Here is a 12,734-nt window from a genome sequence, read left to right on the forward strand (position 1 = left end):
ACACAGTCAGATCAACCTGAGCTCACGGGCCCGCCGGACCGCCTCGCGCCGGCGGGTCGCGTCGAGCTTGCGGTAGATGTTGCGCACGTGCGTCTTGACCGTGTTGACCGACAGGGACAGTTCGCTGGCGATCTCCACGTTGGACAGGATGCTCTGCAGGTAGCGCAGGATGGTCAGCTCCCGCTCGGTGAGCGGCTCGTCCAGCGCCCGCTCCGGCGCGCCCGGCCGGTCCGCCGGCTCGTCGGCCCGCCGCTCGTCCGCGCCCCGGACCAGGTCGCTCACCGTCGGCCAGTACGCGGTGCCCGAGTCAAGGTGGGCGGCGAGCAGATCGCGTACCCCCGGCTCGGCCCGGGTGAAGACCCGGCGGTACCCCTCCGGCTCGGCCAGGCCGAGCACCTGCTCCAGGATCCGGCCGGCCCGCCGGTCGTCCCCGCCCTGCTGAGCCAGGACCGCGTCGAGCACCCCGGCGGCGAGGCGTACCGGCAGCGGCCAGGACTCCGCCTCCGGGGCCGACCAGTCGGGCAGCGCGTGAGCGGCCGCCCGCGAATCGTCGGCCCGCAGCTCCACCCGGGACAGCGCCACGCCCAGCGCCGCCGCCGCACCGGCCGACCGCGGTCCACCCTCGGCATCCGCCCGGCCCAGCGCATCGACGAGCAGACCGCGGGCGGTGTCCACGTCGCCGACGGCGGCCCTGAGCTGCGCCTCGGCGCCGGTCAACCAGGCGGCGAGCTCCCGGTCGGCGGGCCGGTCCGGCAATCCCGCCCGGGCCTCGACCAGCGAGCGCAGCGCGGCCGGCTCCTCGCCGCTCGCGGCGAGCAGCTCCGCCCGACAGAACGCGGCCAGCGCGGCGACGCCGGCCCCTCCGGTGGCCGGAGCGGCCAGCGCCAGGTTCGCCGCCGCCTCCGCCGGCTCGTCGCGGTGCAGCGCCACCACCGCCAGCGCCAGGTACGCGTGCCCGCAGTCCACTCGGCCGGACCAGCCCCGGCAGGGCGGCATCGCCAGCGCCTCCCGTGCGGTCCGCTCAGCCGCCCGCAGCCCGCCCCGGACCGCGTCGAGCAGGGCGGACCGGCTGGCGCAGACCAGCTCCGTACGACCCCGACCCGCCTGCCGGGCCGCGGCCAGCGCCTCGGCGAACCGGTCCCCGGCGGTGGACAGGTCCCCCTCGGCCAGTTCGACCAGGCCGAGCGCGGTCCCGGCGACCGCGCGCGCGTCGGCGTCCTCACCGACGCCCGTACGGGGATCGTCCTTCGGCCCCGGCTCGGTACGCGTGGCCAACAGCCGGGCGGCCGCCTCGCGGGTCTCATCGTGGTCGCCGGACAGCCGGGCCAGCGTGAGTTCCAGGGCGGTGGCCAGCCGCCGGAACCGGTCCCGGCGCGGAGCGGGCAGCGCGCGAGCCTCCCAGACCGCCACCCGCAGATACTCGGCCGCGGCGCTCGCGTCGCCCGCGTACGCCCGTTCCGCCGCGCAGGCCAACCCGAGTTCCGGGTCCCGGTGGACCGCCTCCGGGGGCGACGCGGCGGGCGGCGGATCGACCGGGAGGTCCCGGTCGTAGGGGGCCAGCTCCGGCCATTGCGCGATCAGCAGCTCGGTGGCCCGGTCCCACTCGCCGCCGGCCAGCGCGTGCCGGAGCGCCTCCGCCGGCCGGCCGTTGCCGGCGTACCAGCCGGCCGCCCGCAGGTGCAGCTCGCGCAGCTCGTCGGCCGGGAGCCGGCCCAGCTCGTCGCGGAACAGGTCGGCCAGCAGGGGCTGGCAGCGGTACCACGGCGGGTTGCTGTCGTCCTGGCGCAGGAAGCCGCTCTGCCGGGCGAGGTCGGCCAGCACCTGCTCCGAGTCGGCCCGGCCGGTGACCGCGTCGGCCAGGTCCGCGCAGACCGCGGCGGCGACGGCGGTACGCCGCAGCAGGTCCCGGGCGTCCGGGTCCAGCGAGGCGAGCACCTCCTCGCGCAGGTAGCCGGCGACGTCCGGCTGGTCCCCGCCGAACCGTTCGACCCAGCGCGTCGGATCGGGCTGGGCGCGCAGCGCCAGCGCGGCGAAGCGCAGCCCGGCCGGCCAGCCCCCGGTGCGCTCCCGCAGCCGGGGCACCGCCGCGACCGGAAGCCGCACCCCGTGCGCGACCAGCAGATCGGCCACCTCGTCCTCGGTGAAGGCCAGTTCGTCCGGGCCGATCTCAGTCAGCTCCCCGGCGAGCCGCCAACGGTGCAGGGCCAGCGGCAGCTCGGCCCGGGCCCCGACCACCAGTCGCAGCCGCTGCTCGGCGTGGCGGAGCAGGAACTCCAGCCCGGTCAGCGCGCCCGGATCGGTGATCCGGTGCAGGTCGTCCAGGACCAGCAGCACCGGGCGCTCCCAGGTGGCGAGCGCCGCCGCGAGCAGTTCGAGCTGGTCCGGGCGAGGCGGGGTGTCCGGCACCGGGGGCTCGGCGTCCGGCATTCCCGCCGCCGCCGAGCGGAGCGCGGCCGCCAGGTAGGACCAGAGTCGCTCCCCGGTGTCGCCGGCCTCCACCGCGACCCAGGCGGGCGGTGGTTCCGCCCGCGTCGACCGCGCCCAGGAGGCGAGCAGCGTCGTCTTGCCCCAGCCGGCCGGCGCGGAGACCAGGGTGACCGGCCCGGTGACGCCCCGCTCCAGCCGGTCCAGCAGCCGCGGCCGGACCACCACCGGCTCGGGCAGGGCGGCCGGCGACAGCCGGGACGCCAGCAGCGGCGGCGAGTCCAATGCCGTCGCCGCCGCCGGTCCGGTCGAGCCCGTCGGTCCGGTCGAGCCCGTCGCTCCGGTCGGCGCGTCGACGGCCCGGACGCGGTCGCGCTCCTCCGGCATGCGGCCCCTCCCCCTGTCGCGTCCACTCCCCAGCGGTGCCGGCAGCGGTTACCCGGCCCGGCCCGGTTCACCCCTTCGGGGCGAGCCAGCTTCACCCGGAGCCGGAGGAGCGCGAGCGGCCGGTGCGCGTGGCCGGCCGTCCGCAGGACCGCGACGAGGCGAGGGGCAGGTGGTACGGATGGGACGGGCCGGATGGCACACTCGGCGCATGCGCGACAACCGCCCGTACGACCTCGTCCTGTTCGGCGCGACCGGCTTCACCGGCGGCCTGACCGCCGAGTACCTGGCCCGCCAGGCTCCGGAGGGGCTGCGCTGGGCGCTGGCCGGCCGCAACCCGGGCAAGTTGGCCGCGGTGCGGGACCGGCTCGCCGCGATCGATCCGGCGCTGGCCGAGCTGGCGCTGCTGACCGCCGATGTGACCGACCCGGGGTCGCTGCGGGCGGTCGCGGAGAGCGCCCGGGTGGTCGCCACCACCGTCGGCCCCTTCATCCATTACGGCGAGCCGCTGGTGGCGGCCTGCGCCGCCGCCGGCACCGACTACCTGGACATCACCGGCGAGCCGGAGTTCGTCGACCTGATGTACGTGCGGCACCACGCCGAGGCGGTCCGCACCGGCGCGCGGCTGGTGCACGCCTGCGGCTTCGACTCGATCCCGTACGACCTCGGTGCCTGGTTCACCGTCAAGCACCTCCCGTCGGACGTCCCGATCACCGTGGACGGCTTCGTCCGGGTCGGTGCCCGGTTCTCCGCCGGGACGTATCACTCGGCGCTGATCGCGTTGTCCCGGAAGGCGCAGATGAGCCGGGCGGCGAAGGAGCGCAAGGCCGTCGAGCCCCGGCCGGAGGGGCGCCGGGTCCGCGCGGTGCCCGGCAAGGTGGGCCGGTCGAAGGAGCTGGGCAGGTGGGTGGTGCCGCTGCCCACCATCGACCCGCAGGTGGTCCGCCGGTCGGCGGCCGCCCGGCCGGAGTACGGCCCGGACTTCCGCTACCGCCATTTCGCCGCGGTGAAGCGGCTGCCGACCCTGCTGATCGGCGCGGCCGGGCTCGCCGGGCTGGTCGGGGTGGTGAAGCTGCCGCCCGCCCGGCGCTGGCTGCTCGGCCGGCTCGCCTCCGGGCAGGGGCCCACTCCCGAGCAGCGGGCGAAGTCCTGGTTCCGGGCGCGGTTCCTCGGCGCCGGCGGCGACCGCCGGGTGCTGACCGAGGTGGCCGGCGGCGACCCCGGGTACGACGAGACCGCGAAGATGCTCGCCGAGTCCGCGCTCTGCCTGGCCCTCGACGACCTGCCGCCGAGGTCGGGCCAGGTGACCCCGGTGACCGCCATGGGCGACGCCCTCCTCGACCGCCTGGTCAAGGCCGGCATCGCGTTCCGGGTGCTCGACGACCGCGCGACCGGTTGACCCTCAACCAGGTTGAGGCAACAGGATCACCTCGTGGAGAGCGAACTGCGCAGCATCGGCGAGCTGGCCCGGGCCAGCGGACTGACCGTGAGCGCCCTGCGGTTCTACGACCGCTCCGGGGTGCTGGTCCCGGCGCTGGTCGACCCGATCACCGGCTACCGCTGGTACACCGACGACCAGGTCGCCCCGGCCCGGCTGGTGGCCGGGCTGCGCCGGGTCGGGATGCCGCTGGCCGAGATCGCCGCCGCGGTGCGGCACCGGTCCGAGCCGGCGGTGGTCGGCCGGCTGCTGGACGCGCACCTGCGCCGGTTGGAGGACGGCCTCGCCGACGCCCGCCGTGAACTCTCCCGGATCCGTACCCTGATCGATCCCGAGGAGATCCCGATGACCACCCGCCTCGTGCTGCACCGCGCCGAGCTCGCCGCCGCCATCGACGCGGTCCGCTTCGCCGTCGGCACCGATCCGGAGCTGCCGGTGCTGGCCGGCGTGCTGCTGGATGTCGAGCCGGACGGGGTCCGGCTGGTCGCCACCGACCGGCACCGGCTGGCGGTGGCCCGCACCGGATCGAAGATGGCCGGGCCGCCGGTGCGGGTGATCGCCCCGGTCGGCTTCGTCGACGAGGTGCGCGCCCTGCTGGACACCGGCGCCGGGATCACCCCGGAGGCGCACGTGACGGTGCGCCCGGACGGCATCGAGGCCTCCGTCGCCGGCCGCGCGGTGCAGGCCACCCCGCTGCCGTACAACTTCCCGGACTACCGCCGCCTGCTGCGCGGCCAGGTCACCGCCGCGCCGACGCACCGGGTCCCGGTGGACGTGGTCGCGCTCCGGACCGCGCTGATCGCCGAGGGCGCGCCGGTCGTGGTCAAGGAGCACGATGGGGTCCGCGCCGAGGTGAGCGTGCTCGGGCTGGACCAGCGGGGCGGGCTGCGGGTGCTGGCGGCCGACGATGCCACGGGCCGGGAGGCCGTCCGGATCGGGGTGAACCGGGAGTACCTGCTCGACGCCCTCGACGCGGGCGATCGCGGCCAGCTCGTGCTGGAGCTGGACGGGCCGATCGCCCCGCTGGCCGTCCGCCGCCCGGACGACGAGCACGCCTTCTCGATCCTGATGCCGGTCCGGCTCTGAGCCGGTCAAGGGTGTGGGCCGGGCGGAAGGGGCAGCGACGGTAGCATCTGGGGGTCCCACCTGACTGCCTGGACGGAGGCGTACGGAGCAGCATGCTCGACATGGAGTTGATCCGGAAGGATCGCGAGGCGGTGGCGACCGCGCTGGCGAAGCGTCTGGATCCCGCCGAGGTCAACCGAGTGCTGGACGAGGTCCAGCGGCTCGACCAGGAACGCCGCGCCCTGATCAGCGAGATCGACGCCGAGCGGCAGCGCCGCAAGGCCGAGGCGCGCGCGTACGCGGAGGCGAAGCGGGCCGGCACCGCGCCGGAGCCCGCCAAGCTGGAGGCCGAGCGCAAGCAGCTCGCCGAGCTGGAGTCCCAGCTGGACGAGGTGCAGTCCCGGCTCCGCGAGGCGATGAGCGAGCTGCCCAACCTGCCCGCCGACGACGTCGTCCCCGGCGGCAAGGAGGCCAACCGGGTCGTCAAGACCTTCGGCGAGCCGCCGAAGATCGAGAAGGTCCGGGACCACGTCGAGCTGTCCCGGGCCCTGGGCCTGGTGGACTACGAGCGCGGCGTCAAGCTCGGCGGCTCCGGCTTCTGGATCTACACCGGCCTCGGCGCGCGGCTGGAGTGGGCACTGATCAACTGGTTCATCGAGCACCACATCAAGGCCGGCTACCAGTTCCTGCTCCCGCCGCACCTGCTGCTGCACAGCGCCGGCTACGCCGCCGGCCAGTTCCCCAAGTTCTACGAGGACGTCTACCACCTGGACCGGGAAAGCGCCCCGCGCGGCCAGTTCCTGCTCCCCACCTCGGAGACGGCGATCCTCGGGGCGTACCAGGACGAGATCCTGGAGACGGCGAAGCTGCCGCTGAAGGCGTTCGCCTACACGCCCTGCTACCGGCGCGAGGCCGCCGGGTCGCACTCGGACGAGCGGGGCACGGTCCGGGGCCACCAGTTCAACAAGGTGGAGATCTTCCAGTTCACCCTGCCGGAGCAGGCCGACATGGCGCTGGAGGAGATGCTCGCCCACGCCGAGAGCCTGGTCGAGGCGCTCGGCCTGCACTACCGGCGCAGCCTGCTGGCCGCCGGCGACGCCGCCGCCTCGATGCGGAAGACCCTCGACATCGAGGTCTGGATGCCGAGCACCGGCAAGTACAAGGAGGTGTCGTCGGTCTCCTGGGCCGGCGACTACCAGGCCCGCCGGGCGGCCATCCGCTACCGCGAGCCGGGCGGCAAGCAGACCCGCTTCGTGCACACCCTGAACGGGTCGGCGCTGGCCACCAGCCGGCTCTTCCCGGCCATCCTGGAGCAGTTCCAGCAGCCCGACGGCTCGGTGCTGGTGCCGGAGGTGCTCCGCGACAGGATCGGCACCGACCGGCTCACGCCGGTCCGCTGACCGTCTCGACGTCGGCGGGGGTCGGGCTTTCCCGGCCCCCGCCGTTCGTCGTCTCACGAGGGGCCCCGACGTCGCCAGCGGGATCTGCCGCGGTCGGACCGGCCCAGCATCCCGGCGTGTCGTGCCGGGCACGGGGCGATCGAGCAGGTCAGCGAGGCCAGCGCGGACGGGGCGCCGAAGACCAGCACGGACCCGGTGGTCAGCCCGACGGTGGCGGTGAGCGCGCGGCCGACCGCGCCGCGCCCGTCCGACGGGCCGGCGACCAGCGGATCTCCTCTCGGGCGGCTACTCGGCCCGGGCGAGCCGGAGCGCGAGTTCGGGACAGACCTTGACCGCCTTCAGCGCGCCCTCCCGTAGCCAGGTCGGCACCGGGGTGGACGGGAACGCCGGGTACCCGTTGGCGTCGAGCCGGATGAAGTCGGGCACCACGTGCGCGCAGAGCCCGTGACCGTCGCAGCGGGACCAGTCCAGGGTGAGCTTCTGCGGGTTGGCGTCGGGCGCCCCGGGCAGCCCCAGCACGCCCTTGACCCGCCGGCCGCAGCCCTCGCCGGTGGTGTGCAGCCGCAGGTCCTCGGCGAAGGCCTCCATCGCGGAGAGGGCGAACCGGGCCGTGCCGTCCGGGTGGCTGCACGCGCCCCGCCCCTTCACGTCACCGGCGGCCGCCCGGACGATCTCCACCGGGGCGCTGCCGGAGACCGCGAGGTCGACGGCGCGGGCCAGGTCGGGCAGGCCCATCCTGCACGGTCCGCACTGCCCGGCGGACTCGCCGGCCAGGTAGCGGACCACCTGCGCGGCCTCGCCCAGCGGGCAGGTGTCCCGCCCGAGCGGCAGGATGATGCCGGCGCCGAGGGTGCCGCCGACCGCGGCGAGCCCCGTGCGGGAGACCTCCGCCCGGTCCGCCGCCTCCGGGGTGATCCACTTGCCGTGGTAGCCGCCCAGCAGGACCCCCGGGCCGTCGGGCACCTCGCAGAGGTCGAGGATCTCCCGCAGCGGCGTGCCGGCTGCGCACTCCACCACCGCCGGCCGGGCCGCCGCGCCGGTGACGGTGAGCAGCACCGTGCCCGGCTCGTCGTCGGTGCCGAGCGCCGCGTACTCGTACGGGCCGAGCCGGGCGGCGACCGCGAGCTGGGCGTACGTCTCGGCGTTGGAGAGCAGGGTGGGCAGCCCGTTCACGCCCGAGTCGCTGGCCCGCTTCTTGGTGCCGGGCGGGATGTGCGGCAGGCCGTTGATGCCGTTGACCAGCGCGCCGCCCTCGCCGGAGATGAACCGGTGCGGCACGGTGACGATGGTGGTGGGCACCGGCATCCGGCGTTCCTGCAGCGCGTCGGCCAGCGAGGGTCGGCCCACGTCGTCGTCTGCCACCCCGATGACGATCTCCTCGGCATCCAGCGCGTACGCGGCCAGCGCGGCGCCGTCGAGGATCAGGTGCGGGGCCCGGGTGAGCAGCACCTTGTCCTTCCAGCTCGCCGGCTCGCCCTCGGTGGCGTTGACCACCACCACGGCGGCCAGATCCTGCCGCGCGCAGGACTCCAGCACCGCGCGCAGCTTGCGGGCGAACGGAAAGCCGGCCCCACCCTTGCCCCTGAGCTCGATGGCCTCGGCCAGCCGGAGCAGGTGGGCCGGTTCCATCGGCCCGGCCGGGCCGTGCACCTCGCCATGGGCCATCAGGTCGAGCCGGCCGAACTCGGCGAAGCCGGCGGTGAGCCGGGGTTCGCCGACGCAGGCCACCGGTGGCACCGTCGTCCGCATCACTTCGCCTCGCCCCGCAGCCCGGCCCAGTACGCCCCGTCGACCGCCTCGGCGCTGGCCCGGCGCCGCCGGGCCGACCGGCTCTCCCCGGAGGCGCGCAGCGCCCGCCGCGACGCCAGGTCGACCAGGGTCGGGGTGTCGTCCGCGGGGAGGTCCTCCGGGACGTACCGGGCCGGCGGCCGCCAGTAGTCCGGCTGCTCCGGCACGTCGTCCTCGGCGCTGTGCCGGCCACCTCCGCTGCGCGGCGCGGCGGAGACCGACCCGGCCGAGGCCGGTCCAGCCGACACCGGTCCGGCGGAGACGGATCCGGCGGAGGTCGGTTCCGCGGAGACCCGCCGTTCCGCGGTCTCCGACCGCCGCGGGCTGCCCCACGGCTCCTCCGGCTCGTGGACCCGGCGCTGCGGGGGCAGCGAGTAGCGGGCGCCGGCGTCGTCGCGGTACGGGCGGGAGGTCGTCTCCGCCGCGTCCCGGTACCGCCCGGCCGGGCGCTCGCCGGCGCGCCGTCGCGCCGCCGCGCGGACCGGCTCCCGCAGGGTGCCGGGCTCGGGCACCACCGGAACCGCGAACCGGTCGGGGTCACGGCGACGGCCGGTGGGCACGCTCCATGAGGTGGCCCTGGTCTCCGCCCAGCCATCCTCCCGCACCGCCCAGCCAGCCTCGCGTCCCCGGCCGGACCGGCTCTCCTCCTCGTCCCCGGAGTGCTTGCGGCCCAGCCCCGCGAGCAGTCCCCGGCTCTCCTCGGCCGGGCTGCCGGCCATCGCCTTGTTCCGCGCGGCGGCCTGGTGCCGCTCCCGGCTGCGCCTGCCGAGGTGAACGCTGAGGCGGACCATCAGCGCCACCACCACCAGCAGGACGCAGGCGAGATAGCTCAGCACCACCCAGGACTTCGCCGGCCGTCCGGCGTTGAGGCCGTGGATCAGTGCGAACGGCCAGGAGCCGTACGCCATGGAGTGCAGCGCCCGCCACAACCACTTCGGACCCGCGCCCGCGAAACGGACCCGGATCAGGCCGGTCCAGAGCACGCTCACCATGAGGAACGAGGCCACCGTGCCGAGCCCGACGTAGAGCCCGCGGCCGCCGATGAACGGCACCACGGCGTCGGTCGGTCCGGCTCGGCCGATCGAGATCTTGGTGATGATGTGGCAGACCAGGCCGGCCACGCCGAGGATGCCGGTGGCCCGGTGCGCGGACTGGAGCAGCACCCGGTGCCGGATCATCAGCACCAGCCGGTCGGTGGCGAGCAGCCCCAGCATCACGGTGAGGCTCAGCGAGACCAGGGCGACCACCCCGGCGAAGAGCTCGGTGAAGAAGAAGCCGTACGTGTACAGCATCCCGCCCGCGCCGGCCAGTTCGACGCCGGCCCACGCGATGGCGAGCAGGGACGCGGCCAGCGCGACCAGCGCGGGCTTTGACCGGGTCCGGACACCTCGACTGGTGCTGGTGGTCCGGACGGTCGCGGCATCCTCGTTCTGCTTTGCCCGGGCCATCTGCTCCTCGATCGCATCTCGCGGCGGCGCCCCCACCGGCCGACCCTGCTCCCTCCTCCAGTACGGACGGACGACGCGGGCGGATCAGCGCGGCTGGCCAATTTCTCGGCCGGTCCTTCGAACCGTCCCGCCCCGGCGCGCGGGTAGGCGTCGTCTCAACGACGCCTACCCATCAATGGGACGAGGCCGGGCGGTCACTCGCCGAGCAGCCAGCCGTTCTCCTCGGCGATCCGCACGGCGTCGGCCCGGTTGCGGGCGCCGGTCTTGCCGATCGCCGCGGAGAGGTGGTTGCGGACCGTCCCCTCGGACAGGTGCAGCGTGGCGGCCAGGTCCGCCACGGTGCCCCCGCCCCGGGCGGTCCGCAGCACCTCGGTCTCCCGCTCGGTCAGCGGGCTCGCCCCGGTCGCCAGGGTCTCCGCGGCCAGGGTCGGGTCGACCACCCGCAGCCCGGCGTGCACCCGGCGCACCGCGTCGGCGAGCTGCCGGGCGGGGGTGTCCTTGACCACGAATCCGTTGGCGCCCGCCTCCATCGCCCGGCGCAGGTAGCCGGGACGGCCGAAGGTGGTCACCATCAGCACCCGACAGCCGGGCACCGCCGCGCGCAGGGCGCTGGTCGCCGCGATCCCGTCCAGGCCGGGCATCTCGACGTCGAGCAGCGCCACGTCCGGCGCCGTCCGGCGGGCCTCGGGGACCACCTCGTCGCCCCGGCCCACCTCGGCGACCACGGTCAGGTCCGGCTCCAGCGAGAGCAGCGCGGCCAGCGCACCCCGGACCAGCGCCTGGTCGTCGGCGAGCAGCAGCCGGATCGGTCCGGTCATGCGCGCTCCGACCTGGGCAGGGCGACCTGGAGCAGGAATCCGGTTCCCTCCGGGCGGCGGCCGACGGTGAGCGTGGCGTCCAGCCGTCGCGCCCGCTCCCGGAGGCCGACCAGCCCGTGGCCGGCGGGCCCGGCCTCCTCGCCCGGCCCGCGGCCGTCGTCGCGGACCTCGACCAGGTCCGGCTCCACCCGGATCACGCAGCGCCGCGCCCCGCTGTGCCGCACCACATTGGTCACCGCTTCCCGCACCGTCCACCCGAAGAGCTCGTCCCGCTCCGCCGGCAGCTCCGGCACCGCGTCCGGTAGCTCGCCGGCGATGCCAGCGGCGGCCAGCGCGGAGCGGGCGCCGGCGAGTTCGCCCGCCAGGCTGATCCCCCGGTACGCCCCGACGGTGCCCCGGACGTCCGCCAGCGCCTGCCGGGCCAGCCGCTCCACGTCGGCGATCTCGGTGGCCGCCCGGGCCGGATCCAGCTCCAGCAGGCGGCCGGCCAGCTCGGCCTTCACTGCGACCACGGTCAGCGAGTGGCCGAGGATGTCGTGCAGGTCCCGGGCTGTGCGGGCCCGTTCCTCGGCCACCGCCAGCCGGCGGATCTCCTGCTGGGCGGCCTGGAGTTCGCTGTTGCGCTGGGTCAGCCGGGTCACCCCGTACATGGCGAAGGAGGCGAGCAGCACCGCGAAGACCACGGTGCCCTCCGCCTCCCAGCCGGGCACCAGCGCGGCCGTCACCGGCGGCGTGAGCGCGGTTAGGGCGACCACCACCAGCGCCTGCCGGGACGGCAGCAGGAACACCGCCGCGGCGGCGACGAAGACCAAAGTGGTCAGCCAGTCGCCGCCGGTCCCCGGGATGCCGGCCAGCCCGAGCGCGAGCAGCAGCGCCACGGCTGCCCAGGCCCGGCCGACCGGGATCCCCCGGTGCGTCAGGCGCCGGGCGCGCGCCCACTGGAAGACGTAGACGTAGCACACGCCGAAGGCGACCAGCGTCCCCGCGCCGACCACCCGTCGCCACGGCTCAGGCTGGTGCAGGGCGGCGAGCAGCGGGATGTTGAGGAAGAAGAGCCAGACCGCGGCGAGCAACCAGCCGGTGAGCCGCCAATGGCGGGTCTCCAGATAGTTCCGGTCCGGCGGAAGCTGCATCCTGAACACGCTAAACCTCCGCCGTCCCCGATCAGACCCGGGTGGTGTCCCGGCGGAACAGCCGGGCCGCACCCAGGCCGAACAGCGCGGTCCAGCCGACCAGGTTGGCCACCGCCGCCCAGGAGACCCCGTCGCCGGTCAGCGGGGCGCGGGCGAGGACGCCCACCCCGTACACCGGGGTGAACTTCGCGATCTGCTGGAACACGTGCGGCAGCAGTTCGAGCGGGACGAAGAGGCCGCCGAACATGGCCAGGATGGCCAGGATCGGACCCATGAACTGCATGACGTTCTCGGCCGGGGCCAGGTAGCCGACGAAGAGGCCGAAGGCGGCGAAGACCAGCGAGCCGATCCACGCGGCCAGGCCGGACAGCAGCCAGACGTCCGCGGGCACCCGCACCCCGGCGGCCGCCCCGACCGCGAACTCGACCAGCACGCCGAGCAGCCCCAGCACCATCGCGGTGGCCACCTTGGTGGCCACGTACGCGGCCGGGCGCAGCGGGGTGAGCCGGAGCTGCCGGCTCCAGCCGAGGGCGCGTTCGGTGGCGACCGCCGCCCCGGCGCTGGTGGTGGCGACCATGGCGGCGTAGACGGCCAGGCTGATCATGATCCAGGCGGTGACCGGGCGGCCGTTGGGCAGCTCCTGGCCGCGCTGCGGCAGTCCGAAGAGGAGGAAGAAGACCGCCGGCATGACCAGCGTGAACATCAGCGTCCGGCGGTTGCGCAGCACCCGGCGGATCTCGATGGCCAGCACGGCGGTGGAGAAGCCGCCGAGGGCGGGCGGGCGCCGGTCGACGCGGGCGGCCGGGGCGGTGGTGGGCGAGGCGGCGACGGTCATC

9 protein-coding genes are annotated in these 12,734 nt (G+C 75.6%); 3 read left to right on the forward strand and 6 right to left on the reverse strand.

Annotation, left to right across the window (positions count from 1 at the left end; all coding sequences use genetic code 11):
- Nucleotides 1-6: 6 nt before the first annotated feature.
- Complete coding sequence (locus GA0070624_RS30435) at nucleotides 7-2,811, reverse strand: helix-turn-helix transcriptional regulator (RefSeq protein WP_091346613.1); 2,805 nt, start codon at nucleotides 2,809-2,811, stop codon at nucleotides 7-9.
- A 208-nt stretch (nucleotides 2,812-3,019) separates the two neighbouring features.
- On the opposite strand from GA0070624_RS30435, the gene GA0070624_RS30440 reads away from it, so the two are divergent.
- The 3 genes from GA0070624_RS30440 to serS all read left to right on the forward strand — a co-directional run bounded on the left by GA0070624_RS30440 (nucleotide 3,020) and on the right by serS (nucleotide 6,711).
- Entirely contained in the window at nucleotides 3,020-4,207 is a 1,188-nt protein-coding gene (locus GA0070624_RS30440) for a saccharopine dehydrogenase family protein (RefSeq protein WP_091346615.1), read from the forward strand.
- 45 nt (nucleotides 4,208-4,252) lie between these two features.
- Nucleotides 4,253-5,332 carry a DNA polymerase III subunit beta family protein gene (locus GA0070624_RS30445; protein ID WP_091350168.1) on the forward strand — a complete coding sequence of 360 codons (1,080 nt, stop codon included), beginning with the start codon at nucleotides 4,253-4,255 and terminating at the stop codon, nucleotides 5,330-5,332.
- Nucleotides 5,333-5,424: 92 nt separating this feature from the next.
- Nucleotides 5,425-6,711, forward strand: a complete 1,287-nt coding sequence (serS, locus tag GA0070624_RS30450; RefSeq protein WP_091346617.1) for a serine--tRNA ligase — start codon at nucleotides 5,425-5,427, stop codon at nucleotides 6,709-6,711.
- Nucleotides 6,712-6,996: 285 nt separating this feature from the next.
- Here serS and GA0070624_RS30455 read toward each other — a convergent pair whose 3' ends face one another.
- The 5 genes from GA0070624_RS30455 to GA0070624_RS30475 form a co-directional block, all read right to left on the reverse strand.
- On the reverse strand, nucleotides 6,997-8,463 hold the full coding sequence (locus GA0070624_RS30455) for an NADH-quinone oxidoreductase subunit NuoF family protein (RefSeq protein WP_091346619.1): 1,467 nt from the start codon (nucleotides 8,461-8,463) through the stop codon (nucleotides 6,997-6,999).
- A complete protein-coding gene (locus tag GA0070624_RS30460; protein ID WP_091350173.1) occupies nucleotides 8,460-9,947 on the reverse strand; it encodes a hypothetical protein in 1,488 nt (495 codons plus the stop codon). Before GA0070624_RS30460 ends, GA0070624_RS30455 begins: the two co-directional genes overlap by 4 nt.
- Nucleotides 9,948-10,141: 194 nt before the next feature.
- Nucleotides 10,142-10,765: a response regulator transcription factor gene (locus GA0070624_RS30465; protein ID WP_091346623.1), complete on the reverse strand. Its 624-nt coding sequence runs from the start codon at nucleotides 10,763-10,765 to the stop codon at nucleotides 10,142-10,144.
- Complete coding sequence (locus GA0070624_RS30470) at nucleotides 10,762-11,898, reverse strand: sensor histidine kinase (protein WP_091346630.1); 1,137 nt, start codon at nucleotides 11,896-11,898, stop codon at nucleotides 10,762-10,764. Before GA0070624_RS30470 ends, GA0070624_RS30465 begins: the two co-directional genes overlap by 4 nt.
- Before the next feature lie 31 nt (nucleotides 11,899-11,929).
- A complete protein-coding gene (locus GA0070624_RS30475) occupies nucleotides 11,930-12,733 on the reverse strand; it encodes an ABC transporter permease (RefSeq protein WP_091346632.1) in 804 nt (267 codons plus the stop codon).
- Between the last annotated feature and the right edge of the window lies 1 nt (nucleotide 12,734).

Origin of the sequence: Micromonospora rhizosphaerae (assembly GCF_900091465.1) — a bacterium.
Taxonomy (GTDB): domain Bacteria; phylum Actinomycetota; class Actinomycetes; order Mycobacteriales; family Micromonosporaceae; genus Micromonospora; species Micromonospora rhizosphaerae.